This is a genomic window from Streptomyces sp. NPDC012466, assembly GCF_042955215.1.
Lineage (GTDB): Bacteria > Actinomycetota > Actinomycetes > Streptomycetales > Streptomycetaceae > Streptomyces.
The window spans coordinates 305,331-330,978 of record NZ_JBIBEQ010000002.1 but is presented as its reverse complement, the minus strand read 5'-3'; the positions used below and the strand labels follow the sequence as shown (position 1 = coordinate 330,978).

Below are 25,648 nucleotides of genomic sequence, written 5' to 3'. Positions count from 1 at the left end.
CATGCCGACAGCGCCGATCTCCCCTCTTGACCTCTCGGGGGACCTCCTAGACGCCCGCGCGGTCCGCGCTCTCCACCACGTCCGCCACCACGCAGCTGACATTGTCCGGGCCGCCCGCCTCGTTGGCCGCCCCGACCAGGGCCCGGACGGTTTCGTCGGGTGCGGCGGGTGCGGCGAGGAGTTCCCCGACGCGCTGTTCGGGGACGACGGCCGACAGGCCGTCGGAGCAGAGCAGATAGCGGTCGCCGGGACGGGCGTCGTGCAGACGGAGGTCCGGGGCCGTGGAGGTCCCGCCTCCGGTGAGCGCCTTCAGCAGCAGCGCGCGCTGGGGGTGGGTGGCCGCCTCCTCGGGCGCCAGCCGTCCCTCGTCGACCATCGACTGGACCATCGTGTGGTCGTGGGTGATACGGAACAGTTCGCCGTCGCGCAGCAGATACGCGCGGGAGTCACCGATGTGCACCAGCGCCAGCCGAGAGCCCGTCCACAGCAGGGCCGTCAGGGTCGTGCCGATGTCGTCGGAGCCGCCGGCGACGTCCCGGACGGCCTGTTCGGCGCCCCGCACCGCGTCCTCCAGGGCGTTGAGGACGCCGCCGGCCGGGACCTCGTCCGTGTCCAGGAAGCGCAGTGCCTCCACGGCGGCGCTGCTCGCGGGCGCACCCCCCGGCCCGTAGCCGTCGGCCACGGCGAGCAGCCGGGTGCCCGCGTAGGCGGTGTCCTGGTTGGCGGGGCGCACGCGGCCGGTGTCCGAGTGGGCGGAGTAACGGAGTTCCAGCATGGTGGTGTCCTTCCCGGGCCCTCGCGGGTCCGTCGTCAGGTGATCGACCAGGAACGCGGCGAGGTCCCGCCGGACCGCCGTCTCCGCCTCGACCCGCGCCCAGTAGGCCCGGATCTCCCGGGCGGCGGCGGTGGAGTCGCGGTCGTGCAGGAGGCACACCCGGCGGATCTCGGCCAGCGGCATCCCCAGCCGCCGCAGCCACGCCACCAGCCGAGCCTGCTCCAGCTGCCCGGCCGTGTAGTACCGGTATCCGGTGCCGGGGTCCACACGGGCGGGGCGCAGCAGGTCCAGCTCGTCGTACAGGCGCAGTGCCTTCGGCGAGAGCCGGCACGCCTTCGCGAACGCGCCGATCGTGAGCATGGCCATGCGTCCCCCTGCGGTCCTCGGGTTCGTCCGTTCCGCCACCGATGCTGGGGCTTCACCAAAGGTGAAGGTCAAACGGGGTGTCGCGGTTCCGGAGGGGATTGTTAGCCTGCGACGGACATCGAGTCGATCGCCCGTACGAGGATGGAGTCGCCGTGGCCGGCACCCCGCGCATCGCCGTCGTCACCTACGACTCCCGCGGCGAGGAGCACAAGGACCGGGACCTGCCGGTGCTGGTGGAGGCGCTGCGGGAGGCGGGGGCCGGGGCCGTCGCCGTGCACTGGGACGACCCCGCGGTGGACTGGGCCGGGTTCGATCTCGTCCTCATCCGGTCCACCTGGGACTACAGCTGGCGCGCCGAGGAGTTCACGGCGTGGGCCGAGCGGTGCGGGAAGGCGACGCGGCTCGCCAATCCGGCCGACGTCGTGCGCTGGAACGCCGACAAGCGCTACCTCGGGCAGCTCGCCGAGGCCGGAGTGCCCGCCGTGCCCACCCGGTACTTCGCGCCCGGCGACCCCGTCGACCTGCCCGCCGACCGCGAGTACGTCGTCAAGCCCGCCTCCGGAGCCGGTGCCCGGTACGCCGCCCGCTACCCGGCCGGGGAGCGGGACGCCGCCGCACGGCAGGTCGAGCGGATGCACGCCGAGGGGTTCACCGTGATGGTGCAGCCCTATCTGGCCGGCATCGACACGCACGGCGAGCGGGCCCTGCAGTTCTTCGGCGGACGCCTGCTGCACGCGAGCGTCAAGGGCGCCGTCCTCGCGCCCGGCACGCCCTACGACGCCGACAAGGTCGCCCATCCCGACCTGCGTCCCTGGGAGCCGACCGGCGCCGAACTGGCCGTCGCCGAGCGGGCGCTGGCCGCCGTGCCCGGGGACGCGGAGCCGCTGTACGCGCGCGTGGACCTCGTCACCGGACCGGACGGGGAGCCGTGTGTGATGGAGCTGGAGCTGATCGAGCCGAACCTGTTCCTCGATCTGCACCCGGACTCCGTGCCGCGCGTCGTGCGGGCGGTGCTGGACGCCGCCGCCGGCTGATCGACAGGGCTCCGCCCACGCCTTCCGGGAGACCGAGGAGCGGGCGGGCCCCGCACCTCAGGACCGCCTTCCCCGGCCGGTTCGGGGCCCGTCAGTCCTGACGGCCGGTGACGGACACCCGCTGCAGCAGCCCCCAGGTGAACTCCGCGACGGCCTCCCTCCGCACCCCCTGCGCGTCGGGCGCGGTGAACGCCAGGCCCCACCGGGTCGGTGCCGTGCCCTCCAGGGGGCGGGCCGGGGCGAAGGCGCGGGCCGCCTCGTCGACCGTGCAGGACCACGGGGTGAGATCGTCGAGCGTGCGCAGCTCGGGGCCCGGGACGCCGGGGGCGCGGACCAGCCACTCGTTCCACACCGCGCCGTTCGGCGCGGTCAGCACCTCGAAGCGCAAGGAGGGCCAGAGGGGCACCGGCCACAGCCAGGCCTCGCAGTCGAGATCGCCGATCCGGCGGGGCGTACGGGACTCGGGTTCGCCCAGCACTTGGCGGTACCTGGACAAGGGCGCGCGGGAGCGCGGGGAGCGGACCATGGCCTGCCAGCGCTTGTTCGCCTCGCGCATGTCCGCGATCGACACCCCCAGCTCATGCCGGGCGTCCTCCACCAGGCCGGGGTTGTGGTCGGCCATGCGGCGCAGCAGCACCAGCTGGAAGCCGAGCGGGGTGAAGGGGCTAGCGGGGTGTTTTGCGGAGGGCATGGGACCCATCGTCGCCCACCGGGGTCCTGCCGGGGCGGCGGCCGTCGGGCAGGAACAGCACGGAGTTGACGTAACGCGGGCCCCTGAGGGCGGAGGAGGGCAGAACCCTGCGGAGCAGCCCGTGGGAGACGACGTAGGAGGCGTCCGCCTGGTGGCTCTCCAGGGGGAACCCGGCCAGCGGCACCCAGGTGTCGCCGGGCAGCACCCAGCCGTCGTAGCCCAGCAGGGACAGATAGGTCACCACCGGCGCGATCGGCTGGATGCGGGACTCCAGTTCCACGAACAGGGCCGGCCGGTCGCGGGCCAGCAGACCCGTCGCGCCGCGCAGCACCGCCGGTTCGTTGCCGTCCACGTCGATCTTGATGAAGCCGACGTCGCGCAGGCCCAGCTCGTCCAGCGTGACGCAGGAGACGTCCAGCGCGCGGCCGTGGATGTCGCGCCGCACCAGCGAGGACACGCCCCGGTCGCCGGAGTCGTCCGGCGGCAGCCACAGACGGGCGATGCCCGGCCGGTCCGAGGCTGCCGCCCGGATCACGCGGACGTTCGGCGGCGCGGCGGCGGCCAGCAGCCGGGCCAGATGGGGCACCGGTTCGACCGTCACGACCTGCTCGGCGAGGCCGGCCAGGCGGTGCGTCCAGGGCCCGTACCAGCCGCCGACGTCCACCGCCGTGCCGCAGTCCGGCGGGCACAGCTCGGCGAGCCGGGCCAGCTCCGGTTCGAACCGGGGATAGAGCGCCCGGGCCGTCGCGGCCACCAGACGGGTGGGCAGGAGAGGAGCGAGGCGCGCTGCCAGGCTGGTCACGGTGCCATCCTCTTGAGGAGTTCCTCGTGCACGTCGTCCGGCACCTGCTCGCCCGAGGACGGCAGCAGCTGCGGAATGCCGTCGGTGATCGGGTAACGGCGGCGCAGGCGCGGGTTGTACAGCGCCTCCTCCTGCCCGTCCTCCCCGGCCAGCAGGTGCAGCGGGCCCTTGTCGATCGGGCAGGCAAGGATCTTCAGCAGCGGGTCGTCGGGCTTCATGGGGATGCCAGCTCCTTGGCGGGTGGGGAGGGTTGGGGAGCGGTGTCGTGCTTCGGCATGGTCAGCAGCACGGCCACCGCCAGGGCCGTGCCCGCCACCCGCAGCGCGAGCCGCAGCGGCTCGTCCGGCAGGGCCTCGCCGAACGACACCGTGCCGAGCACCGCCGTGAACAGACTGGTCACGGTCGTGCACACCGGCACGATCAGCGACGCCCGGCAGCGCTGGAGCGCCGCCTGCGACATCACCAGGCCGAACACGCCGGTGAACAGCAGCAGATACGGATACGGGGAACTCAGCAGGTCCAGGGCCGCGCCGCCGATCCCGCTGGTCGTCAGGTGGCTGGAGACGCCCTTGATGGCGAGAGAGCTCACACCGTAGAGCAGGCCCACGGCCACGCCGTACTCGACGCCGGTCGTCGGGCGCCGGTGCCGGTTGCGGGTGCGCCGCTCGGCGGAGGCGTACAGCCACACCCCGGCCGCCAGCGAGGGCACGCACACCAGCAGGATCAGCTGGTAGGGCGCGTCCTGGCTGACGGTGTCGGAGCCCTCCCGCAGCGACAGCACCACCATCAGCAGCGCCAGCAGGATCGCGCCCAGCGCGTACCGCTCCCGGCCGGAGGTCTCCTCCCCGAGCAGCCGCGCCGACAGCAGCACGAGCAGCACCAGGCCGGAGACGAAGATGCCCTGCGCGGCGGCGATCGGCAGGGTGCGGTAGACGACGAGCTGGGCGCCGAAACCGGCGGCGAGGGCGAGGGAGCCGCCGATCCACAGGGGACTGCCGAGGACGAGACGCAGCAGCCGGGCCGGCTGCCGGATCGACACCTCGGGCAGGGAGGTGAGCGCCCGTTTCTCCAGCACGAAGCCCAGGCTGTACAGGGTGTTCGCCAGCAGGGCCGCGGCCACTCCCCACCACATGCGTTACGTCCTTCGGGCGTGCAGCAGCAGGATCGACGCGAGCTGCGGCCGGGCGCAGGCCAGCCGGTCCAGCGGCCGCAGCGGGCGCGGCACGCCGTGGAAGGGGGCTCCTTCGAGCCGTACGACCGTGAATCCGGACGCGGCGACGAACTCCCTGAGCGCGCGGGCGGTGTAGAGCCGCAGATGCCCCACGACCTCTTTGCCCGGGCGGCCGTGGATGCCGCGCAGGCTGACCTCCGAGAACACGGGCTGCACCCCGGCCAGCAGCAGGCCCCGGTTGTACCAGGCGGCCAGATTCGGCGTGGACAGCATCAGGTGGCCGCCCGGGCGCAGGATCCGCCGGATCTCGTCGAGGGCCGCGTCCGGGTCGACGAGGTGCTCGATCACCTCGCTGAACAGCACGGCGTCGGCCGAGGCGGACGCGAACGGCAGCCCCCCGCCGGTGAGTTCGCCGCGGACCGCGTACGGGATGCGGGTGCGGGCGCGGCGCAGGGCGTCCTGCGACCAGTCGACGCCGATGACGCGGTGGCCGGGCAGGAGCGGGGCGGCGGTGGCGGCGGCGGTGCCGTCCCCGCAGCCGATGTCGAGGACCGTGCGGGGGGTCCGGGTCGCCGGTCCGAGGGCGCGGGCCAGCATGCGGGCCTGGCGGAGGCTGCGCGGGGTGCCGGAGGCGACCGGGACGGCCGGGTTCTCGTAGAAGTCGCGCAGGTCCCGGGGTGGGGGGCCGGTGGTCGTCGGCGTCGTCACGGGGTCACCTCCGTGGTGTGCAGATAGTGCTCGAAGAGGTCGCGGAGGTGGGCGCCGTCGCCATGGCTGAGCAGGGCCTTCGACCAGCGCAGGGCCAGATGCAGACGGCCGGCCGTGGAGGCGGTGGTCACGGTCAGACCGCGGGGCATCCGGGCCGGCGCGGAGAACCAGACGGCGTGCGCACGGCCCGCCTCCTCCCCGAAGTCCAGCGGGTAGGGGATACGGCCGATGTTGCTGAGCAGGGTCGTCGACGTCCAGGGCGCTGCGGCCCGGCGCAGGGTGCGGGTGAGGGCGGCGCGGGCCGTGACGGGCGCCCAGGGCGCGGTCAGGAGGGCCGCGCCGTGGCCGAGTTGGGGGCGGGGCAGGGACTTCAGGGCACGGGTCCGCTCCGCGGTGCGGCGCAGGAGGGCCGGCATGTCGGTGACGTCCAGCTCCCGCGGCGCGTAGGGGACCTCCACCAGACGCGTGCCGTTGCCGATGGGCATCGTCGTGTCGCGGGGGCGGTCGTCCACGGGCATGGTGATGCGCAGGGGGCGGGGCCGGGCGCCGTGCTCCCTGTTCCAGTGGGCGATGGTCAGGGCGGTGGTGACCATGAGCTGGTCGTTGACGGTGTAGGGGGAGCCCTTGGGGCGGTGCGGGAGGGGGAGTTCGGTGACGAGCATGCCGTTGCCCGGGGAGGGGTCGGGCGTGCCCCGCGCCACCCGCGCCGGGGGCGACCAGCCGGCCGGGGTGTCCGCGGCTTCCTGGAGGGCCTGAGGCGCACGGACCGGGGGTGCCGCGGGGGCGTTGTCCCTGCCCCCGTACAGCTCGGCGGCCGTGGCCAGGACGCGCAGGCAGGCCGGGCCGTCGAGGGCGGTGTGGTTGATGGTGAGGAGGAGGACCGAGTCCACCACCTCGAGCCGTATCGGCGGGGACGCCGACAGCGGCGGCGCGTCCGAGAGGGCCCGGGTCCTGGCGTCCCGCAGGGCCCGGGGGCCCGACGGGGCGAAGGTCACCACCTCCACATCCGGCTCCGGCGTCAGCTCCCACTCGTAGCGCCGCCGGTACCAGGGCCCCCGCGCCTCCCGCATCAGGATCCGCGGATGCCGGTGCAGGGCCTCCAGGAACGCCTTGCGCAGACGCGCCTGGTCGAGGGGGCCCGGGAGGTGCACCTCGATGTGGACCGTTTCCGGTTCCGCCTCCTGGAGGCAGTGGCGGGACACCTCGTCCACCACCGGGAACGGAATGCGTGCCGGTGCCGTCATGCGGGCTTGCCCTCCCCGGGGTCCGTCCTCGGCAGCTGTTGCGTCGGCGCCTGCGTGGACGGCTCCTCGCGCAGGCTCACCAGTCCCGCGAACAGGCCGATCAGGGCGAGCAGTTGGGCCGGATGCCCGAACGCGCCCCCGCCCGCGCCCACCGGTTCCCCGGCCCCGAGCACGGCGGCGATCCCCGCACCGGCCAGGGCGGCGAACGCGATCGGCACCAGCAGGGCGAGCCGCCGCGAGGCCAGCAGCGCCAGCGCCGGGACCAGCAGCGCGAACCAGCCCGCGATCACCACCCCGACCAGCGTCAGCGCCACCGCGCCCAGCCACAGGCCGGGTGGCGGCGGGACCGCCTGGGGCGCGTCGGGGTTGGCGGCGCGGCGCCGCCACAGCGCCAGGCCCAGCAGTACCGCGATGCCGACGCCGCTGCCGATCAGGGCGGCGTCGTACGTCGTGGCCGGCTCGTAGGACAGCTCGACGTCGCCGCCCGCCCCGGCCGGGACCCGCCAGCCCTGCTGCCAGCCGTCCAGCCGCACCGGGGTCAGTTCCCTGCCGTTCAGCGTGGCCCGCCAACCGTCGTTGAAGTTCTCGTAGGTCGTGAGGTACGAGGCGGCGCCCGAGCCGACCGTCACCTGGCGGCGGTCACCCAGCCAGTCCCGGATCCGCAGGTCGCGCCCGGCCGCCGCGGCCTCGGGGACCGTGCCGCGGGTCAGGGTCACGTCCGTGAGCGCGAGCGGGCCGGCGTCCCCGCCCTCCAGCCGGTGGTCTCCGGCGGGAAGCCGCACCTCGGTGCCGGCCCGGCCGTCCTGGCAGAGCGTCACCTGCACGCCCCGCCGCTCCACCAGGTCCCGTACGGTGCCCTTCACGCTGGACTGGTACAGCTCACCGTCCAGCGCCACGTCCGGGCCCTTGCCGCACGGCAGGGAGAACGTCCGAGTGCCGTCCGGCTGCGGCGTGCGGTACTGGTCGAGGGAGGGGAGGTACGCCTCCGTGAGGCCCACCGGGAGGCGCAGGTCCTCGTCGGCGACCGGGTTGTGCAGGGTCAGCGGGGCCGTCTCGGTGATCGTGATGTCGAGCCGGTCGGTGGTGATGGCCGGGAAGCGGACCCAGCCGTTCTTGTCGACACCGGCGATGGCGGCGCCGTCCGGGGAGCTGATGTGCACCTCGGAGGCCCGGGCGGACAGGCCGCCCGCGGGGGCCAGGACCAGTTCGCCGACCGGCTGCTTGCCCTGCCAGCGCAGGTGGATCGTCGGCCGGTCGCCCGCGATCCACGCCGTCGTCAGGTCGCCGTCGGTGAGGTTGCGTGCCGCGAGGCCCGCGCCGAGGCGCGCCGTGGAGTCGGCGGTGGCGACGATCCGGGCCTGCTGCTCGGGCGCGACCTCGTAGAGCAGCTCGTCGAGTTCCCCGCCCGGCACGGGCACCGCGCTCGCCCTCACCTCGTACGTCCCGGCGGCCGGAGTCGTGAAGCGGCGGTGCAGGCCCGCCTCGGTGCCGGTCGCGGAGAGGCCGGTCGGGTCGGAGGCGCGGTGCAGGGAGACGACGGTCGCGGCCGAGGTGGCGTCCTCGGCGTCCGCCGGGAGCCGCAGCAGCCGCGTCACCCGCACGTCCGGCAGGCCGATCTCGGAGAAGCCCGCCCCGGTCAGACCGGCCCTGCGCGCCACGGAGTCGACGATCGTCAGCTTCATCCACCGCGTCGCGCCCTCGGGCGCCTTGACCCGCTGGGTCGTGCCGTCGGGCCGGAGGAAGCTCGTCTTCGAACCCTTCTCGGTCTCCACCCGCACCTTCGTCGCCGCCGACCGCACGCTCTCCTGCGGCAGCGGCGTGACCTTGAAGGAGGACGGCATGTCGTAGGAGCCGGTGAAGCCGATGCGCAGCCACTGTCCGTCCGGCGTGTCCGGCGAGCCCTCCGCCCAGGCGGTGTCCGGGTTGCCGTCGAAGGCGTTCACCGGGTCGTACTGCGGGAGGTGGAAGAGCCAGTTGCCGTAGGAGGACGCCGACACCGAGCGGGCACCGCGCAGTTCGGCCACCGTCTGGTGACCGGTGCCCTCGGTGGGCAGGATCTGGCGCGGCTTCTCACCCGGGTCCTGCAGCGCGTCCGGCGCGTTGCGCTCGTCGCGCGTGTACGTGTACGACGTACCGGAGTTGACCAGCCCGAACCGGGTGTCCGCCCGCCGCAGCCCGTCCCCCACCACCTGCACGGCAGGGGTGCCGAGCCCGGGGTGGTTGTCGCCGGTCAGGACGGCCGCCCGCCCGCGCAGACGCGACGCCAGCGGCAGCAGCGCCTCCGGCCCGCCGGAGACCACGGCCGTGTCGGCGACCGGGGCGAGCCCGGCCTGCCCGGGCCGGATCACGTCGTCCCCCGTCGGCCGGTAGATCTCCACGGCCCGCTGCCGCGGATACAGCCCCTCCACCTGGAGCGGTGCGTCCTGCGCGATCCGGCCGCCGGTCATCACCGGCCCGAGCCCCGTCACCCGCTCGTACCCCGACTGTTCGAGGGTGCGTTTGACGGTCGTGGTGGGCACATACCCGATCTGGTCGGGATCGAGGTCGTTGCGGACCACGACGTAGTACAGCCCGGCCCGGCTCAGGTAGTCGGCCAGCCCCGGTACCTCGGCGCCGGACATCAGCGCCTGCTCGACGGCGTCCATCGCCCGCCGGTTGCCGGGCGTGCCGAACGGCACGTAGTCGCGCTGCGCCCACCGCGACTCGGCGAGCACGTCCAGCGGCTGGTCGATGGGGGAGCCCCAGGTGTAGACGCCGTGCGCGGTCGCGGGGACGACCAGGGCACGCGAGTCGGGCGAGTACTTCTCCAGCCAGTCGGCCGTGGCCTGCCAGTAGGCCGGGAGCTTCTGGAACGAACCCGGGTTCAGGATCGAGCCGTTGAGGTACGGCCACAGCAGGCCGGGCAGGATCAGCACCGCCGCGACCAGCGGGGCGAAGCGCCGGCCGCGCACCTGCCGGGCCCCGCGCGGCTCGGCCGCCACCCCCACCAGGTGGGCCAGCCCCAGCACCAGCGCCAGTGCCAGGCCCGTCTGGAACTTGTAGATGTTCCGGAACGGCGACAGCCACCCGTCCAGCCAGTCCTGCACCACCCCGTGGAACGGCGCCCCGAACGCCCCGCCGTACCCGGCGAGCAGCACCAGCGCCGTCACGAGCACCGTCAGGACCAGCCAGCGCCGCTCGGGCAGGTCCCGCCGGGCCAGGCCGGCGAGCCCGAGTCCGGCCGCGAGCGCCGAGCACAGGATCACGACGACGGAGGAGGCGACGGCCCAGCCGGCCGGCAGCCACGCGTCACCGAGGTGCAGATAGGCGACCCAGTTCCCGGCGCCGCGCAGCGCCTCGGTCGCCGACATGGTGTCCGTGGTCGTCCGCGCCGTCTCTATATAGGGGAGGAAGTTCTCGCCGTAGACCCCGAGCAGCAGCAGCGGCACCCACCACCAGGCCGTCACCACGATCACGGCCGGTGTCCACCAGGCGATCAGCTTGCGCTGCCGCGGCCCCGGGGGCCGGGACAGCAGATACAGCCCGACCGGCAGCAGGGACGCGAGCGTCGCCGACGCGTTGACCCCGCCCATGAACGGCACGAGCAGCGCCGACCGCAGGGCCGCGACCCGGGCGGTGTACCGCTCGTTCGTCAGCGGCAGCAGCACCCACGGCAGGAACGCGCCCGGCAGTGCCGCGGCCGACGTCGACCCGATGACGGTCGTGAACACCGGCCACAGCGCGTACGCCACCGCGCCCAGCAGCCGGGACGCCCCGCTCCCCACCCGCAGCCGCTCCGCCAGCCGCAACGCGCCCCAGAAGGCGACGGACACGATCAGCGACAGCCACAGCCGCTCCGCCAGCCACACCGGCAGGCGTACGAGGTCGCACAGCCAGTAGAACGGCAGCATCGGCCACAGATAACCGACGTACTGGTCCTGGATCCCGCCGAACCCGGCCCGGTCGTGCCACAACTGGCCGAGATCGGCGAGGAACTGCCCCGGATCGACCGTGACGCCGAGCTTGGTGTCGAAGGTCTGCCGCCCCGGCCGCACCGCGAGGAACAGCACGAACACCACAGCCCAGAAACCCAGCAGCCAGCGCCGCGACCGCGGGCCGTCGGGCGGGCCCGAGGCGGTCGCGGTGGTGGGAACGGCTGCCGGGGGAGGAGCCTGGACCGTGGTTGTCATGGGGGACACCGCCGCAGAATGAGGAGGAGGTTCCAGGTGGCGAACTCGCGGATGCCGGGCGCCTTGACGACGGTCTCCGCGAGGAACGGCCAGTAGCGGGAGCGCGCCGAGACGACCGTGACGTCGTCCCGGGCGCGCACCTGCCTGAGGGTGGAGCCGATGTGCACCGCGAACAGGTTCTCGCCGAGCGTGTGCTTGGCGGGCCGACCGGTCCGCCGCAGGTAGCGGGCCCGGGCCCGCTCGGCGCCGAAGTAGTGCCACGGGGCCCACTCGTGCCCGCCCCACGGCGACAGCCAATTGGTGAACGACACGTAGATCAGCCCGCCCGGCCGCGTCACCCGGGCCAGCTCACTGAGGAACGTCTCCGGATCCGCCACGTGCTCCAGCACGTTGGAGGAGAAGGTGACGTCCGCGACGCCGTCCCGCAGCGGCAGCAGGTAGCCGTCGGCGACCACGGCCGAGTCGGGCGGCCGCCCGCCGAGTTCGGCCAGGTCGGGCTCGAAGAGGAACGCGTGCGCCCCGCGGCGCCGGAACTCCTCGGTGAAGTACCCGCTGCCGCCCCCGACGTCGAGGACGGTACGCCCGGCGACGGACCCGTCGTAGGCCTCGACCTGGTCGACGGCGTCGCGGGCCAGCAGCGAGTAGCAGGCCTCGGGATCGTCCTGCTCGCGGAGGAAGGCGCGGAACAGGGCGATCGACCGCCGAAGCGAGGGGTCCTTGGAACCGGGGTGCCCCAAGGTGCCTTCCCGGGGACGCGACGCACTGCGCAGGGGCGGTGTCACGGGGCCCAGCCCTTCACCGCCTCCGCGGCGACCGCTCTGAACTGCCGGACCGTACGGTCCCACCGGAACTGCGCCGCCCGCTCCCGGGCCGCCTTGCCCATCAGCTCCCGCTGCCGGCCGGACAGGGCCAGCGCGCACCAGGCCGCGGCGAACGAGGACTCACCGCGCGCGAGGATCCCGGTCTCACCGTCCACCACGGAGTCCTTGAGCCCCGGCACGTCGAAGGCCACGCTCGGCGTCTCCCGCGCCGCGGCCTCCGTCACGACCAGACCCCACCCCTCCACGGCGGAGGGATGCAGCAACAGCCAGGCGGCACAGAGCAGTCGGTGCTTCTCGGCCTCCGTCACGTATCCGGTGAACTCCACACCGGGACCGGCGAGCCGCTCCAGACGTTCCCGCTCGGGCCCGTCACCGACGATCACCAGCCGGCCGCCGGTCACGGGCCGGACCCGCTCCCACAGCCGCAGCAGCAGATCGATCCGCTTGTACTCGACCAGCCGCCCGACGGCGACGAAGAGCGGCTCGGCCGAGCGATCGGCTCTCGGGCCCGGCTCCTCGACCCCGTTGTGCACGACTCTGATCCGGTCCCGTTCGACCCCGATCGCCCGCAGCGCGTGCGCGGTCGAGGAGGACACGGCGACGAGCAGGTTGCGCTGCTGCGCCCCGGTCAGCGCCCAGTGTTCGAGTCTTCGGCCGATGCGGGCCGCCGGCGCCAGCGGCCCGCCGAAGCGCATCTTCCACAGATCCGTGTGGACGTGGTTGACCAGGCACAGCGTCGGCCCCTGGTGCCACAACGGCGCCAGATACGGCATGCCGTTGCACACCTCGACCAGCAGATCGCAGTCGCCGACCCGGCGGGTGAAGGCCGATCGTGCGCGCAGGTAGTGCCCGTAGGGGCCGCCCGCCGACACGACCCGGTAGGCGCGGAAGGACGCGGGCCCCCCGCACAGCAGGGTCACCTGGTGGCCCAGGCGGGTCAGGCCGTCGGCGAGCTTGTCGACCAGCAGTTCGGAACCGCCGGCGGACGGGTTGTCCAGATCACGGTGGGCGAGGAAGACGATCCGGCGCGGAGGTGGGGGGAGCGCCGGAAGGTGCTGCGGCGCGCTGGGGGACGCGGTGCGCAGCGTGGACGGCACGTGCTGGGGCATGGGTGCTCCAACTCGTCTCGGGGTGCGGAACTCAGCGGGGGGAAACCGTGGGGGGTGGGTTCGTCTCGGAGGGGTCGGCCTGTGGGTGGCCTGAGCTCTTCCTGGGAGGGGAGTGTGGACGGGATGTGCTCGGGTGGGGTTGGACAGTTTTCGCCCGGACGTTCGCCACGGCTACTCACCGACGTGACAATTTCCGGCTTTGTTGGAGCTGACGTCACATCACATCGTGAGGGTGGGCTGGGGCATACCGGATGTATCCGTCGGAACGGGGTGCTCCGGCTCCTTCCGCCCACGTGCCACGAGAACGCCGCCCACCACAGCGAGTACGAAGCCGCCGATCGCCGCCCCGATCGGCAACGTCGTGCCCACCATCCGCAGTTGCCCGCTGTCCCGCTTCGCCTGCCGCACCGCCTCCTTCTGGGTCGCGGTGGTGAACGCGACCTTCCGGCTGTCCAGCAGCACCGCCGCGTCCTTCTTCCCGCCCGGCGCCCGCAGGGTCCGCCTCGGGCCGGTCTGCGCGTAGATCACGCGGCCCGTCGCCTGGTCCACGACCAGCTCGAAGCCGTGGTTGGAGTACCACTCCTCGGCCAGCACCTGCGGCCGATTCGGCTGGTCGACGAGGGTGCCGGGCACCATGCGCGTGCCGGTCCTCGTCGGCGGCACCGAGCCGGTGAATTTGTAGCCGGTGTAGCCCTGGACCTTCGCGGTGCCCCGGTAGTGCAGCACGACCGTGTCGCCGAGGGTGTTGTCCCACCACTGGTAGGAGCGTTTCTGCACGTCGAAGGGGAACTTCAGGTACGCCTCGCCCTCGATGTACGGCTTCTCGCCGCAGCAGTGCACCGGCCGCGTGGTCTTCCGGTCCATCACCCAGCGGTGCGGCACGAAGTCCAGCGCGTCGTGCGGGTCGGCGGCCGGCAGCGACTTGTCGGTGTCGACCGTGGTCGTCACGTCCCAGACGGCGTTGCCGCTGCGTTGGCTGTCCTCGACGTTGCCCCGCACCCGCTGGGTCACGGTGATCTTCCGGTCGGGCACCGTCTCGATCCGGTCAGTGTCGAAGACGCTGCCCCGGCCGGTGTAGACGGCGGTGGTGTCGATGTCGATCGGGTTCACCGCGGCACGCGGCTCCACGTACCAGGCGAGCAGGGGCGCCAGCACCAGCAGGAACGTGCCGACACCCAGCAGGACCAGGGAAAAGGGAGAGGTTGTACGGCGCATCCGGGCACTCCAGTGGCTTGGGACGGCTCGACGTACGAGAGGGCCGGCACGGCGGAGGGATCAGCGCGTGCGGCTGGGCCGGGAACCGTAGGCCGCTCTTGACGGGGTGTCAATGCTTGTCGAGACTGGGCGCGACAGGCAGGGACGGGACCCCGGGGTGGGGAAACCTCCGGACGATCTCCGGACGAATCCGGACAGAGAGGCTGACCCTGCGATGTCCAGACTGCTCGCTGCCGCGCTGACCGTCGCGCTCGCCGCCGCCCTCGCCGTGGGCGCCGCGCTGGGCGTGGTCGCGCTGCTCCAAGCCACACCCGACCAGCCGAACACCCCCCTGATCACGTACGAGCGAGCCGGTCAGGGGAGTTGACCGTGACGGCCGCCCGCACCGCAGCTCTCACCACCCGCTCGGCATGGCACGACGTACCGCGCTTCCAAGTGCGCCGGTTCGCCGCCATCGCCATGGCCGAGGCGCCCGCCCTCGCCGAGGAGATCCTCTGCGAGATCCAGCGCGAGTACCCGCATCTGCCCGTCGTCCTCGACGACTCCGGCGAGCCGATGGCCCTGGTCGGCATCCGCCGCGCCATCGAGGTCTTCGTGCAGCACCTGGAGCACTCGGAGGGACGCCCGACCGTCCCGCCCGGCGTCTTCCAGGAGTTCGGCCGCGGCGAGGGCCTGAACGGCCGCTCGCTCGACTCCCTCCAGGCCATCTACCGCATGGGCGTACGCCTGGCCTGGCGCCGCTTCGCCGACATCGGCCAGCGCGTGGAGATCCCGCCCCCGGCGATGTACGAACTCGTCGACGCGGGCTACGAGTACCTCGACGGCCTGGTCGACCAGTCCGTACGCGGCTACGCCGAGGCCGCGGCCCGCCAGGCCGGCGAACGCCTGCGCCTGCAACGCCGCCTCATGGAACTGCTCCTCGCCGAGCACCACCGCGGCGACCCCGCCGAGGCCCTGACCGAACGGGCCGCCCGCATCGGCTGGCCCTTACCGGCGAAGGTCGCGGTCGGCGTCCTGCTCCGCCCGGCCCGCGAGGCGATGGCGCCCGCGGTCGGCCAGGGCGTCCTGCTCGACATGGAGTACGAGCAGCCCCGCATGGTGGTGCCCGAACCGGACGCGGCGGGCCGCTCCGAGCTCATGCACCGGGCCCTGGCCGGCTGGTCCGGCGCGATCGGCCCACCGGTCCCGCTCACCGACGCGGCGAAGTCCCTGCGCTGGGCGGAGGCGGCGGTCCGCCTGATGGAACGCGACCTCCTCCCCGGCGGCGAGGTCCTCTACTGCACCGAACACACCGAGGCCCTCGTCCTCCTCCAGCCCGAGGAACTCATCGACGACCTGGCCCTGAGATGCCTGGCCCCCCTGACCCACTGCGGCCCCACCCACGGCCGCCGCCTCGCCGAAACCCTCCTGGCCTGGCTGGAGACCCGCGGCGGCGCCCCGGAGGTCGCCACCCGCCTCGGCGTCCACCCCCAGACGGTCCGCTACCGCCTGCGCCAGATCCGCGAACTGTGGGGCGACGAGATCGACGACCCCGACCGCCGCTTCGAACTGGAACTGGTGCTGCGGGCGCAGCGGCTGCGGGGGCAGCTGGGGGTGACGCGGGGGCGGCGGTGAGCCGGGCGGCACATCCGGCGACGACCACCGCCGCCCCGGTGTCACACCGCGGCCCGCTCCTTCGCCACCGCGCGCCCAGGGGCGGGGGCGTCCAGGTGCGCCACCGAGGTTTCCACGTGCGCCCACCTCTGCGACACCTGTGACGTGTCGCACACCGGGCACTTCCATGTGCACGCCACGCGCTCGTCGTGTGCTCGGGCGTTTCCGCTCGCAGGGGGTCTGCCCATTGCCCGGGCATACCTCTATGGCTAGCCTGTGTTCGTCATGCCGATCGCCTGTTGAAATCTCGAACGCAGGCGCCTGAGACATATTAGGGAGGGGGCCGGTCGTGGGACGCCTCGTACCAGCCGTGACCCGGGCTCTCGACATTCTCGAGCTCTTTCTCGACGGGGACGGGACGCTCTCCGCCCCCGACATCGTGCGCAAGCTCCAGCTGCCGCGCACCACCGTGCACGAACTGGTGACCACGCTCGCCGCCCGGAAGTACATCGTCCCGATGCCGGGCCAGCCCGGACGCTACCGGCTCGGTGTGCGCCCGTACCAGCTCGGCGCCCGCTACGCCGAGCAGCTCGACCTCGCGGCCGAGGGACAGCTGGTCGCCCGGTCCGTCGCCGAGACCTGCGACGAGACCGTGCACGTGGCGATCCTCGAGGACACGGACGTCATCTACATCGCCAAGGTCGACTCCACGCACGCCGTGCGGATGGTGTCGGCGGCCGGGCGCAGGCTGCCCGCCCACTGCACCTCCGTCGGCAAGATGCTGCTGGCCTCCCTTCCCGAGCCGGAGCTCGCCGCGCGCATCCCCGACGACGCCGAGCTGGTCGGGATGACCCCCAACAGCATCACCGACCCGGGCGCTCTGCGCGAGGCCCTGGCCGAGATCCGTGAGCGCGGCCTCGCCGTGGAGAACCGCGAGTCCAACCCGGACGTCTCCTGCGTGGCCGCACCGGTCCGCGACCGCACCGGGCAGGTCGTCGCCGCCCTGTCGATCTCCGTGCCCATGATCCGCTGGAGCGAGGAGCGCCGCGCGGAGCTGGAGCAGCTCGCCGCCAAGGGCGCCGCCGAGCTGTCCGAGCACCTCGGTCACCGGAGCCCGGCATGACGAGGCCGTACGAGGTCGCGGTGCGGGCCGAGGCCGAGCTCGGCGAGGGCCCGACCTGGGACGCGACGGCCGGACGGCTGCTGTGGATCGACATCCTCGGCTCGCGCCTGCACACCTACGACCCGGCCACCGGGCGTCGCACGGTCCGCCGCACGGAGCAGCACATCGGTGCCGTCAAGCCGCGCGCCGGTGGCGGGCTCGTACTGAACCTGCGCGACGGGGTCGGCCTCCTCGACCCGGACGGCAGCTTCGGCTGGCTCCACCACGAGCCGGTCCCCGGCCGCCGCGGCAACGACGCCGCCGTCGCTCCCGACGGCGCGCTGTGGGCGGGCACGATGCGCTACGACGAGGCGCCGGGGGGCGGGACGCTGTCCCGCGTCACCGGCGACGGCTCGGTCGGGGTCGTGCTCGACGACGTGGCCGTCAGCAACGGCACGGGGTGGAGCCCCGACGGGCGGCTGATGTACTACATCGACTCCCCGACCCGGCGGGTCGACGTCTTCGACCACGCGGACGGCCGGATCTCCGGGCGGCGGACCCTCGTCGAGATCGAGGAGGACGCGGGCTTCCCCGACGGGCTGACCGTGGACGCCGAGGGGTGCGTGTGGGTCGCCCTGTGGCAGGGCTCGGCGGTGCGGCGGTACACACCCGGCGGTGAGCTGGACCGGGTGATCGAGCTGCCGGTGCCGCTGGTGACGGCGTGCGCGTTCGGCGGGGCCGGGCTGACCGACCTGTACGTGACGACGGCTCGTGTGGGCCTGACCGAGCCGCCCGCGCTGGCGGGCTCCCTGTTCGTCGTGCCGGGGGCGGGCAAGGGACTGGCCCTGCCCGCGTTCGCCGGCTGACGAGGGACGGGGCCGGGCGGCGGACGGGGCGGGACGGAGGCGGCCGGGCTCCCGGCACGCCCGCACGTGAGGACGCCGACGCGCGCGGACCGGACCCGGCCGCCCCCGTCTCAGCGTCCCGTCCGGTCCAGCCGCCGCAGGACCGCACGCTCCTCCTCCGTCAGCGGCGCCCCCACCGCCGCCGGCAACGGCGGCCCGCTCAGCGTCGCCAGCACCGTCGAGGGCCGCAGCAGCCGCGTCGGCCTCGTCGTCATGCTCATCACGTCCCAGACCGCCGACGCCGCCGTGTACGAGCCGGTCGCGGTGCGGATCATGCGGCGGGTGTAGGCGGTGACCAGACGGTCGGCGACCCCGGGCGAACCCCCGCGCGTGCCGGGATACCAGACGTCCTGGCTCACCGCCATCGTCCACGCGGCCTCCACCGGCCCGGCCGCCCGCCGCTGCACACGCCGGGCGAGCCCGGGCTCGCCGAGGCCGGACCTTCGCAGCTCCCGGTCCAGCTCCCGGGCGCCCAGCGCGGCCACCGACATGCCCTGCCCGTAGGCGGGGTTGAAGGTGGCCAGCGCGTCACCGAGGACGACGAGGCGCTCGGGCCAGGAGCGCACCTTCTCCAGGTACCGGCGGTGATTGCTGGTGCTGCGGCTGACATGGACCTCGGTGAGCGGTTCCGCGCCGGAGATCAGCCGGCCCACGATGGGGTCGGGCAGGTCCAGGGTGTAGCGGAGGAACGCGTCCGGATCGGACGGCGGTTCACCGCCGCCCCGCGTGCCGGCGAGGCTGACCATCCAGCGGTCGCCCTCGATCGGCAGCACCATGCCGCTGCGCCCGGGCCGTCCTTGATACGGATCGGCCTGCACCATGGTCAGGGGGAAACGCCCGGCCCCCTCGGGAGTGCGGTAGAGGCGGGTGGCGTTCACCAGGCCGGCGTCCACCGTCTTCTCACGCACGTCGTCGACGCCCAGCCGTGCCAGCCAGGTCACGATCCGCGAGCCGCGTCCGCTCGCGTCCACCACGAAGTCGGCGGCGAGTTCCTCGTCCCCGGCGGCGGTCGAGAGGCGCACCCCCGTCACACGCTGCCGCGACCCCGTCAGCTCCAGCACCCGCGCCTTGCGGATCACCACCCCGGTGTTGTCCAGCACGGCGCCCCGGACCGCCCAGTCGAGCAGGGCCCGGGTGCAGGTCAGCATCCGCGGTCCGGGATGACGCCAGCGCCGGAACCAGCCTTCGGGCGTGAGGGCGACCATGCCCGAGCCGAGCGGAATCTCGTGCGCACCGGCGGCGAGCAGATGCTTGCGCATGCTCACGCCCGGCACCAGGTCCTCCATGGGGGCCAGACCGCCGGCCATGAGGAGATGCGCGTGACGTCCCTGCGGCAGGCCCTTGCGGTGCTCGGGCCCCTCGGGCAGATCGTCCCGGTCGAGCACGACCACCTCGTCCGCGACGGCGGACAGGGCCGCCGCGGCCAGCATGCCGGCCAGACCCGCACCGATGACGACAGCTCTACGCGACATGCGACTCCTCGCACTCAGCCATGAAGGCTCCCCCGCCCTGAGGGCATTCCCCGACGTCCGGCCACGGCCGTGCGGCGGACAACACCGGCCGCCGGCACCGGTTTCGAGCCATGTGGGCCCCGATCCGGACGGCTCTCACCGTACCTTCACGTACCGTGCGTGCGGCCCCCTGTGCGGGTCTCGTCCTCGAATTCGGCCGGGCGCGACGGGCAGGACGGGCTCCTGCCGCGGCCGGCACGGCACCCGTGGCCGCGGGAGGCAGCCCAGGGGACGAGGTCAGCCGGTGAGCGACCTGCCGTCCGTGTGGTCATGGGTCAGGGCGCGGATCGCCCGGAGGTCCTCCGTGCGACGCAGCGCCCGGGACACGGCGCCGATCTCGCGCAGCAGGTCCGTGGTGTCACGGGCACCGGTGCCGTCGTCCTCCCGGGTCCGGTTCCTGGCGTCGGCCGCGTCCAGGATCGCCGCGGTGGCGCCGAGTGCCTTCGCCAGATCGGGCGGGTGGCCGAGGGCGAGGGCCGCGTCGTGGAACCGTTCGCGCCGGTCCTCGTCGATGTGCCGGGCGAGCGGCAGCAGCACGTCGCGGATGAACGTCTCCCGGCGTACCAGTCGCAACTCCGGCGTCGCCCGCAGCAGGAACGGGACCCCTTCGCCGTTGACCGTCTTCATCAGCAGGTACAGCGGCCGCAGTTCGTGGTGGGCGAGCCGGACGTGCCAGCGGCCGTGCAGGTACTGCCCGGCGTGCGGGAGGATGAAACCGACCGCGATGAGCACGGCGGACAGGCAGGCGAGCGGCGGGGCGACGGCCGTGCTCAGCCAGTCCACGTTCCGCCCGGACCAACGGGCCGCCACGGCGCTGATCTTGGCCGCGTCGAAGAACAACTGCGCCGCGTAGCCCACGCCGAGGAACTTCAGTCCCCAGCGCAGCAGCGAGTCGAGCCCGTCCGTGCGCACCCAGTTCCAGATCAGCCCGTTGGTGACCAGCGCGGCCACGGTGTGCGCGAGCAGATAGAGCACGATCACTTCGCGCATGTACGGGGTGTTCGCGTAGTACGTGTCGAGATCTCGCAGCCGCTCCACCGGCACGTCCGCGAGGGCGAACAGCACCCACATCGCGACGATCACACCCGAATAGACCGCCACGACCCCGCGCATCGCGCGCCGGGTGCGGTCCGAGCGGTCGGACAGGCCGTTGCGCCAGGAGATGATCAGCAGCAGGCAGAAGGCGCAGAACGCGGTGAGCAGCGAGTAGACCCAGGGGCCGGAGAAGTTCGCCACCCCGGTGAGCCGGTTGACCCGGGCGATCGTCGACGGCGCCACGAAGACGAACACCGCGCAGGCGAGCAGCAGCAGCCCGCCGACCGCGCGCAGCATCGGGTCCTTCCACAGCCGGATGATGCTCGGCAGCTTGATGGCCAGGGCGGCGGCCAGGACCCCCGCGGGGATCCACCAGAAGTTCGGATAGAACTGGTTGACGAACTCGACCGGGGTCATCGCCACCGTCCTCACGGTGCCGCACCTCCTCGCGGCCCCCGGTAGCCCAGCGACCGCTGCACGGGTTCGAGGGGGACGTCCGGCCCGCGCCCACCCGGCAGCAGCGCCCGGCACCCCGCCGCCAGCCGCAGTCCGAAGGCGTCGGCATCGGCCTCGTCCCGTTCCCGGGAGCCGTTGCGGGCGGCCACCGCCAGCGCGCCGTCCTCCCATCCCGGCCGGTCGGCGAAGGCGTGGGCCGCCGCCGCGCCCGCCCCCCGGTGATGACCGTGCCCCGCGTGCAGATGCCACAGTTCGTGGCCCAGGATGACCAACTGCTGCACGGCCTCCGCCCGTTCCTCGACGATGACCAGGTCGAAGTCCTGGAACTCCACCCACAGACCGGTCACTTCGATCTCGTCGGGGAAGCGCTCGAACCGCAGCTGGATGGGCCGTCCGCCGCGCCGCGTGCTCATCTCCTCGCACAGCGCCCGGCACAACGACCGTACGTCGGTGGGGTGCTCCGGTCTCTTGCGGACCGCGGTGGCGAGCTGGGCGGCCAGGCCGCGCATCGCGGAGCCACTGCGCGAGAGCCGGAGCGCGGCGGTGACTCGGGCGGCTGTCATCCGCGCGCCCGCGATGTCCATCGCTCCCCCTTCTCGCCGCCGGCCGGCCTCTCGGCGGATCCGAGACTACGCGCCCGAAAGTGTGCGCGTCATGCGATCCGGTGTCCGATGTTCAACGCGGAACGACCGTTCCCGACCTGAATGTCCGGACCGAACTTGGGCCGGACCATTGACGCGCAAGCGCTTCGAACTTACGGTCCCGTTCGAAGTAACGAGCGCCATCCGACATATCGAACGGTACTGGTCATCGATCGTAAGGGCAGGGCATGGGACGACCTGACCTGAACCGCAGGCAGCTTCTCGGCGGGCTCGGCGGACTCTTCGTCGCCGGCAGCTTCGGCTTCGCCGCGCTCGGCACCGGAGCCGACGCGCTCGCCTCCAGCGCCGACACCCGTGTGCGCTACTGGAACCTCTTCAGCGGCGGCGACGGCACCAACATGATCGCGATGCTGGACGCCTTCCGTAAGGCGAACCCCCGCATCGACGTGAAGGACTCCACGCTCCAGTGGGGCAACCCCTTCTACACCAAACTCGCCATGGCGGCCGCGGGCAACCGCGCCCCCGACCTCGGCGTCATGCACCTGGGCCGGGTACCCGGCTTCTCGCCCGGCCGCCTCCTGGACCCCTGGGACGTCGGCCTGCTCGCCAAGTACGGCGTACGGGAGCAGGACTACAACCCCACCCTGTGGAAGCGCGGCGTCATCGACGGCAAGCTCTACGCCCTTCCGCTCGACATCCACGTCCAGCTCTGCTTCTACCGCAAGGACGTGCTGAAGAAGGCGGGGCTGCTCGGCGACGACGGCCGGATGATCCCGGTCACCTCCACCACCGAGTGGTTCGACGTCCTGAAGAAGGCCAAGCAGGTTCAGAAGAAGGGCCTCCAGACCATCGGCCTGTGGACCAACGACCAGAACTTCCAGTGGTGGTTCTTCGTCGCCTTCTACACCCAGCTCGGCGGCACCTGGTTCAACGACGCCCACACCGAGGTCACCTTCGACACCGACAAGGCCACCCAGGTCCTGGAGTTCCTTCGCCGGCACGTCACCGACGGCTATGTCGTGCCCGGCGCCCCCACCGGCGAGCAGTTCGTCAACGGCGCCCCCTTCACCTGGGAGGGCAACTGGTCGGTGCCGGTCTTCTCCGGCGCGAAGCTCGACTACGGCGCCACCCCGCTGCCGCCGGTCTTCGGCACACAGGCCACGCACGCCGAGTCGCACGCCTTCGTCCTGCCCCACCAGTCCGGACGCGGCGGCGCCACCAACGAGGGCGCGCACGAACTCGCCGCCTACGTCGTCAAGCACGCCCTCCAGTGGGCGGCCGGCGGCCACATCCCCGCATACACGCCGACGCTCTCCACGGCCGCGTACAAGAAGCTCGCCCCGCAGAACGAGTATGTGAGCGCCATGGACCACCAGGCCACCGAGCCGAAGGTGTGGTTCGCGGGATCCACCGGCGTCCTCGCCCAGGACCTCGGCCCGGTCGTCGTCTCCTCGACCATGGGCTCCGCCAAGCCGGCCGCGGTCGCGCAGCGGATGAAGAGCCGGCTCACCAGGCTCCTCGCCTCGCAGAACCCGATGGACGGCAGGACCGCCGCGCAGGGAGGTGCGGTCGCATGACGACCAGCGCTCAGACCGTCGTCGCACCGGCCCGGGCGAGGACCGCCACGGCCGCCGCGACCGTCCGCCGCAAGCAGGGGTTCCAGCACGGGGGCTGGTTCGTCGCCCCGTTCCTGGCGCTCTTCGCGCTGTTCGTGATCTGGCCGCTGCTGCGCGGCCTCTACCTCAGCTTCACGGACGCCAACATCACGGGCGAGGGAGCGAGCTTCGTCGGCCTCGACAACTACCGCGAGGCCCTGAAGGACGCGGCGATGTGGGACGCGCTCGGCCACAGCGCGTACTTCACGCTCCTCGTCGTCCCCTGCATCACCCTCCTCGCCTTCCTGCTCGCGATGCTCGCCCACACCATCGAGCGCGGGAAGTGGCTGTGGCGGCTGTGCTTCTTCACGCCGTTCCTGCTCCCGTCGACGGTCGCGGCCAACATGTGGCAGTGGCTGTTCACCCAGGGCATCGGCCTGTTCAACGAGACCTTCGGGCTCGACACGCCCTGGCTGACCGACAAGTCGTACGCCATGCTCGCCATCGTCATCACCACCCTGTGGTGGACGGTCGGCTTCAGCTTCCTGCTCTACCTCGCCGCACTCCAGGGCATCCCCGCCCACCTGTACGAGGCCGCGAAGCTGGACGGCGCCAACGCCTGGCACCGCATGGTCCACATCACCCTGCCGATGCTGCGCAACATCACCGGCCTGGTGATCGCGCTTCAGATCCTCGCCTCGCTCCAGCTGTTCGACCAGGCCGTCGTGATGATGGACTTCAGCCCCGGACCGGAGCTCAGCACGCGCTCCTTCGTCCAGTACACCCTCGAACAGGGCTTCACCAGCTACCGCGTGGGCTACGCCTCCGCGATGTCCGTCATCTTCTTCGTGATCATCGCAGTCGTCGCCCTGGCGCGGATGTGGCTGCTGCGCAACCGAGCGGAGGGCACCCGATGAGTAGCACCGAGATACGGCTCAAGCCCCGCAGTCCCTGGACGCCCGGCCAGATCGTCCTGACCGTGCTCGGCGTCGCCGTCTCCGCCGTCTTCATGGCGCCGATCGCCGCGGCCCTGCTCACCTCGCTCAAGTCCGAGGCCGAGGCGGCCGAGATCCCGCCGCACTGGGTGCCGGAGGACTGGACGGGCCAGGCCTGGAAGGCCCTCTTCGAGACCGGCAACATCACCAACTGGTTCGTGAACTCCCTGGTCGTCTCGGTCTGCGTGACGTCCGTCGTGCTGCTGGTGAGCGCCCTGGCCGGCTACGGCTTCGCCCGCACCGAGTTCCGCGGCAAGAACGTCCTGATGGGCGTGGTCATGGCCGGCCTGATGGTCTCCCCGGCGGTCCTCGGCGTCCCCCTCTTCACCACCGTCCAGCAGATGGGGATGGTCGACACCTACTGGGGCATGATCCTGCCGCAGTGCGCGCCGGCCGCGATGGTCTACATCCTCTACAAGTTCTTCCAGGGCATCCCGCGGGAGCTGGAGGAGGCCGCGTTCATCGACGGCGCCGGACGCTGGCGGGTCTTCTTCACCATCGTCCTGCCGCTCTCCCGCCCCTCCCTCGCCGCGGTCGGCATCTTCACCTTCATCGCCTCGTGGAACAACTTCCTCTGGCCGTACATGGTGACCAACAACCCCGACCTGATGACCATGCCGAACGGCATCGCGACCGTCATGAACTCCTACGGCATCCAGTGGGCCCAGCTGATGGCCGGCGGTCTCATGGCGGGCCTGCCGCTGATCATCGTGTTCGTCTTCTTCCAGCGCCAGATCGTGGCGGGCGTCGCCCACACGGGACTGGCGGGGCAGTGACCGTGCGCGGCACTCTTTCCGCCGTCGCCGCGGCCACGCTCCTGGCCCTGCTGCCCCCCGCGGCACAGGCGGCCGGGACCTACCCCGACCCGCGCCCCCTCACCGGCCAGGAGATCATCCACGACCCGACGGTCTCCCGGCTGACGTCCGGCGGCTACGTCGCCTACTCCACCGGCGGCGTCATCGGCGCCCGCCTGTCGAAGGACGGCAGGCACTGGACCGACGCCGGCAACGCCTTCGCCGAGCCCCCGGCCTGGTGGTACGAGTACAACGACAAGGCCGACCCCTGGGCCCCGGACCTCTCCCGGCGCGACGGCCGCTACTGGCTCTACTACGCCGTCTCCTCCTGGGGCACCAACCACTCCGCGATCGGCGTCGCCACCTCCCGCACGGGCCTGCCCGGCACCTGGACCGACCACGGCAAGGTCTTCACGTCCCGGACGAGCGACACCTGGAACGCCATCGACCCGGCCGTCGTTCGCGCCGACGGCAGACTGTGGATGTCCTTCGGCTCGTACTGGACCGGCATCCGCATGGTCGAGCTGGACCCCAGGACCGGCAAGGCGATCCCGGGCGCCCGGGTCCACCACCTGGCGACCCGCCCCGACGCCCCCTACGCCGTCGAGGGCCCGGCCCTCGTCCGGCACGGCCGCTACTACTACCTCTTCGCGTCCTACGACGCCTGCTGCCAGGGCGTGAACTCCACGTACCGGATCAGGGTCGGCAGGTCCGAATCGATCACCGGCCCCTACGTCGACAGCACCGGCAAGCCGATGCTGGAGGGCGGCGGCGACCTGGTGCTGGAGGGGCACGGCCGCTACATCGGCCCGGGCGGTGCGTCGGTCTTCAAGGACAGAGGTAAAGATGTCCTGGCATACCACTACTACGACGCGGAGGACGAAGGCACCCCGAAGCTGGGCCTGAATCCCCTGCGCTGGACGAGAACCGGCTGGCCAGTCGCCCTCTGAGGGCG

23 protein-coding genes are annotated in these 25,648 nt (G+C 72.7%); 9 read left to right on the top strand and 14 right to left on the bottom strand.

Annotated features, from left to right (window positions below):
* Positions 1–46: 46 nt before the first annotated feature.
* A complete protein-coding gene (locus tag ACFY9E_RS09030) occupies positions 47–1,141 on the bottom strand; it encodes a MerR family transcriptional regulator (protein ID WP_390980869.1) in 1,095 nt (364 codons plus the stop codon).
* Between the two features lie 152 nt (positions 1,142–1,293).
* Here ACFY9E_RS09030 and ACFY9E_RS09025 point away from each other — a divergent pair, with 152 nt between their 5' ends.
* Entirely contained in the window at positions 1,294–2,175 is an 882-nt protein-coding gene (locus ACFY9E_RS09025) for a RimK family alpha-L-glutamate ligase (protein WP_390980867.1), read from the top strand.
* 91 nt (positions 2,176–2,266) lie between these two features.
* Here the strand turns inward: ACFY9E_RS09025 and ACFY9E_RS09020 are convergent, their stop codons facing one another.
* The 10 genes from ACFY9E_RS09020 to ACFY9E_RS08975 form a co-directional block, all read right to left on the bottom strand.
* Entirely contained in the window at positions 2,267–2,875 is a 609-nt protein-coding gene (locus tag ACFY9E_RS09020; protein ID WP_390980865.1) for a hypothetical protein, read from the bottom strand.
* Positions 2,841–3,668 carry an FkbM family methyltransferase gene (locus tag ACFY9E_RS09015; RefSeq protein ID WP_390980863.1) on the bottom strand — a complete coding sequence of 276 codons (828 nt, stop codon included), beginning with the start codon at positions 3,666–3,668 and terminating at the stop codon, positions 2,841–2,843. The genes ACFY9E_RS09020 and ACFY9E_RS09015 overlap by 35 nt, the downstream gene beginning before the upstream one ends.
* Positions 3,665–3,886, bottom strand: a complete 222-nt coding sequence (locus tag ACFY9E_RS09010; RefSeq protein ID WP_390980861.1) for a Trm112 family protein — start codon at positions 3,884–3,886, stop codon at positions 3,665–3,667. The genes ACFY9E_RS09015 and ACFY9E_RS09010 overlap by 4 nt, the downstream gene beginning before the upstream one ends.
* Complete coding sequence (locus tag ACFY9E_RS09005) at positions 3,883–4,788, bottom strand: hypothetical protein (protein ID WP_390982024.1); 906 nt, start codon at positions 4,786–4,788, stop codon at positions 3,883–3,885. The genes ACFY9E_RS09010 and ACFY9E_RS09005 overlap by 4 nt, the downstream gene beginning before the upstream one ends.
* Before the next feature lie 15 nt (positions 4,789–4,803).
* Positions 4,804–5,547 carry a methyltransferase domain-containing protein gene (locus ACFY9E_RS09000; RefSeq protein WP_390980859.1) on the bottom strand — a complete coding sequence of 248 codons (744 nt, stop codon included), beginning with the start codon at positions 5,545–5,547 and terminating at the stop codon, positions 4,804–4,806.
* Positions 5,544–6,791, bottom strand: coding sequence for a condensation protein (locus ACFY9E_RS08995; RefSeq protein ID WP_390980857.1), 1,248 nt, complete (start codon positions 6,789–6,791; stop codon positions 5,544–5,546). Before ACFY9E_RS08995 ends, ACFY9E_RS09000 begins: the two co-directional genes overlap by 4 nt.
* On the bottom strand, positions 6,788–10,960 hold the full coding sequence (locus ACFY9E_RS08990; RefSeq protein WP_390980855.1) for an alpha-(1->3)-arabinofuranosyltransferase family protein: 4,173 nt from the start codon (positions 10,958–10,960) through the stop codon (positions 6,788–6,790). The genes ACFY9E_RS08995 and ACFY9E_RS08990 overlap by 4 nt, the downstream gene beginning before the upstream one ends.
* Positions 10,957–11,697, bottom strand: coding sequence for a methyltransferase domain-containing protein (locus tag ACFY9E_RS08985; protein WP_390980853.1), 741 nt, complete (start codon positions 11,695–11,697; stop codon positions 10,957–10,959). Before ACFY9E_RS08985 ends, ACFY9E_RS08990 begins: the two co-directional genes overlap by 4 nt.
* Before the next feature lie 41 nt (positions 11,698–11,738).
* Positions 11,739–12,890 (bottom strand): glycosyltransferase, encoded by a 1,152-nt coding sequence (locus ACFY9E_RS08980; RefSeq protein ID WP_390980851.1) that lies wholly within the window; start codon positions 12,888–12,890, stop codon positions 11,739–11,741.
* Positions 12,891–13,109: 219 nt separating this feature from the next.
* Positions 13,110–14,105 (bottom strand): porin PorA family protein, encoded by a 996-nt coding sequence (locus ACFY9E_RS08975; RefSeq protein WP_390980849.1) that lies wholly within the window; start codon positions 14,103–14,105, stop codon positions 13,110–13,112.
* Positions 14,106–14,319: 214 nt separating this feature from the next.
* Here ACFY9E_RS08975 and ACFY9E_RS08970 point away from each other — a divergent pair, with 214 nt between their 5' ends.
* The 4 genes from ACFY9E_RS08970 (at position 14,320) to ACFY9E_RS08955 (ending at position 17,666) form a co-directional block, all read left to right on the top strand.
* The gene (locus ACFY9E_RS08970; RefSeq protein ID WP_167526629.1) at positions 14,320–14,472 is read left to right on the top strand and encodes a hypothetical protein; all 153 of its coding nucleotides are present in this window, start codon (positions 14,320–14,322) and stop codon (positions 14,470–14,472) included.
* 2 nt (positions 14,473–14,474) lie between these two features.
* Positions 14,475–15,719, top strand: coding sequence for a helix-turn-helix domain-containing protein (locus ACFY9E_RS08965; protein ID WP_390980847.1), 1,245 nt, complete (start codon positions 14,475–14,477; stop codon positions 15,717–15,719).
* A gap of 328 nt (positions 15,720–16,047) precedes the next feature.
* Positions 16,048–16,821, top strand: a complete 774-nt coding sequence (locus ACFY9E_RS08960; RefSeq protein ID WP_390980845.1) for an IclR family transcriptional regulator C-terminal domain-containing protein — start codon at positions 16,048–16,050, stop codon at positions 16,819–16,821.
* Positions 16,818–17,666, top strand: coding sequence for an SMP-30/gluconolactonase/LRE family protein (locus ACFY9E_RS08955; RefSeq protein ID WP_390980843.1), 849 nt, complete (start codon positions 16,818–16,820; stop codon positions 17,664–17,666). Before ACFY9E_RS08960 ends, ACFY9E_RS08955 begins: the two co-directional genes overlap by 4 nt.
* Positions 17,667–17,776: 110 nt before the next feature.
* On the opposite strand, the gene ACFY9E_RS08950 is transcribed toward ACFY9E_RS08955, so the two are convergent.
* From ACFY9E_RS08950 to ACFY9E_RS08940, 3 genes are all read right to left on the bottom strand, one after another.
* A complete protein-coding gene (locus ACFY9E_RS08950) occupies positions 17,777–19,177 on the bottom strand; it encodes an FAD-dependent monooxygenase (protein ID WP_390980841.1) in 1,401 nt (466 codons plus the stop codon).
* Positions 19,178–19,453: 276 nt separating this feature from the next.
* Positions 19,454–20,668: a DUF6545 domain-containing protein gene (locus ACFY9E_RS08945; RefSeq protein ID WP_390982022.1), complete on the bottom strand. Its 1,215-nt coding sequence runs from the start codon at positions 20,666–20,668 to the stop codon at positions 19,454–19,456.
* 11 nt (positions 20,669–20,679) lie between these two features.
* Positions 20,680–21,291 carry a toxin-antitoxin system, toxin component family protein gene (locus tag ACFY9E_RS08940; protein ID WP_390980839.1) on the bottom strand — a complete coding sequence of 204 codons (612 nt, stop codon included), beginning with the start codon at positions 21,289–21,291 and terminating at the stop codon, positions 20,680–20,682.
* Between the two features lie 245 nt (positions 21,292–21,536).
* Here ACFY9E_RS08940 and ACFY9E_RS08935 point away from each other — a divergent pair, with 245 nt between their 5' ends.
* Genes ACFY9E_RS08935 through ACFY9E_RS08920 form a run of 4 tightly spaced genes read left to right on the top strand, consistent with a single transcriptional unit; the run spans position 21,537 to position 25,643 of the window.
* Positions 21,537–22,886 carry an extracellular solute-binding protein gene (locus ACFY9E_RS08935; protein WP_390980837.1) on the top strand — a complete coding sequence of 450 codons (1,350 nt, stop codon included), beginning with the start codon at positions 21,537–21,539 and terminating at the stop codon, positions 22,884–22,886.
* Positions 22,883–23,821, top strand: coding sequence for an ABC transporter permease subunit (locus ACFY9E_RS08930; RefSeq protein ID WP_390980836.1), 939 nt, complete (start codon positions 22,883–22,885; stop codon positions 23,819–23,821). Before ACFY9E_RS08935 ends, ACFY9E_RS08930 begins: the two co-directional genes overlap by 4 nt.
* Entirely contained in the window at positions 23,818–24,675 is an 858-nt protein-coding gene (locus ACFY9E_RS08925) for an ABC transporter permease subunit (RefSeq protein WP_390980834.1), read from the top strand. The genes ACFY9E_RS08930 and ACFY9E_RS08925 overlap by 4 nt, the downstream gene beginning before the upstream one ends.
* Positions 24,672–25,643 (top strand): family 43 glycosylhydrolase, encoded by a 972-nt coding sequence (locus ACFY9E_RS08920; RefSeq protein ID WP_390980832.1) that lies wholly within the window; start codon positions 24,672–24,674, stop codon positions 25,641–25,643. The genes ACFY9E_RS08925 and ACFY9E_RS08920 overlap by 4 nt, the downstream gene beginning before the upstream one ends.
* Positions 25,644–25,648: the final 5 nt, after the last annotated feature.

Bases quoted from the DNA above. Each gene is read 5' to 3' on its own strand.
- ACFY9E_RS08995 (WP_390980857.1), bottom strand. From the start codon at position 6,791: ATGACGGCACCGGCACGCATTCCGTTCCCGGTGGTGGACGAGGTGTCC.
- ACFY9E_RS08930 (WP_390980836.1), top strand. From the start codon at position 22,883: ATGACGACCAGCGCTCAGACCGTCGTCGCACCGGCCCGGGCGAGGACC.
- ACFY9E_RS08925 (WP_390980834.1), top strand. From the start codon at position 23,818: ATGAGTAGCACCGAGATACGGCTCAAGCCCCGCAGTCCCTGGACGCCC.
- ACFY9E_RS08970 (WP_167526629.1), top strand. From the start codon at position 14,320: ATGTCCAGACTGCTCGCTGCCGCGCTGACCGTCGCGCTCGCCGCCGCC.
- ACFY9E_RS08990 (WP_390980855.1), bottom strand. From the start codon at position 10,960: ATGACAACCACGGTCCAGGCTCCTCCCCCGGCAGCCGTTCCCACCACC.
- ACFY9E_RS08950 (WP_390980841.1), bottom strand. From the start codon at position 19,177: ATGTCGCGTAGAGCTGTCGTCATCGGTGCGGGTCTGGCCGGCATGCTG.
- ACFY9E_RS08975 (WP_390980849.1), bottom strand. From the start codon at position 14,105: ATGCGCCGTACAACCTCTCCCTTTTCCCTGGTCCTGCTGGGTGTCGGC.
- ACFY9E_RS08955 (WP_390980843.1), top strand. From the start codon at position 16,818: ATGACGAGGCCGTACGAGGTCGCGGTGCGGGCCGAGGCCGAGCTCGGC.
- ACFY9E_RS08940 (WP_390980839.1), bottom strand. From the start codon at position 21,291: ATGGACATCGCGGGCGCGCGGATGACAGCCGCCCGAGTCACCGCCGCG.
- ACFY9E_RS09020 (WP_390980865.1), bottom strand. From the start codon at position 2,875: ATGGGTCCCATGCCCTCCGCAAAACACCCCGCTAGCCCCTTCACCCCG.
- ACFY9E_RS08980 (WP_390980851.1), bottom strand. From the start codon at position 12,890: ATGCCCCAGCACGTGCCGTCCACGCTGCGCACCGCGTCCCCCAGCGCG.
- ACFY9E_RS08945 (WP_390982022.1), bottom strand. From the start codon at position 20,668: ATGACCCCGGTCGAGTTCGTCAACCAGTTCTATCCGAACTTCTGGTGG.
- ACFY9E_RS08935 (WP_390980837.1), top strand. From the start codon at position 21,537: ATGGGACGACCTGACCTGAACCGCAGGCAGCTTCTCGGCGGGCTCGGC.
- ACFY9E_RS09010 (WP_390980861.1), bottom strand. From the start codon at position 3,886: ATGAAGCCCGACGACCCGCTGCTGAAGATCCTTGCCTGCCCGATCGAC.
- ACFY9E_RS09030 (WP_390980869.1), bottom strand. From the start codon at position 1,141: ATGGCCATGCTCACGATCGGCGCGTTCGCGAAGGCGTGCCGGCTCTCG.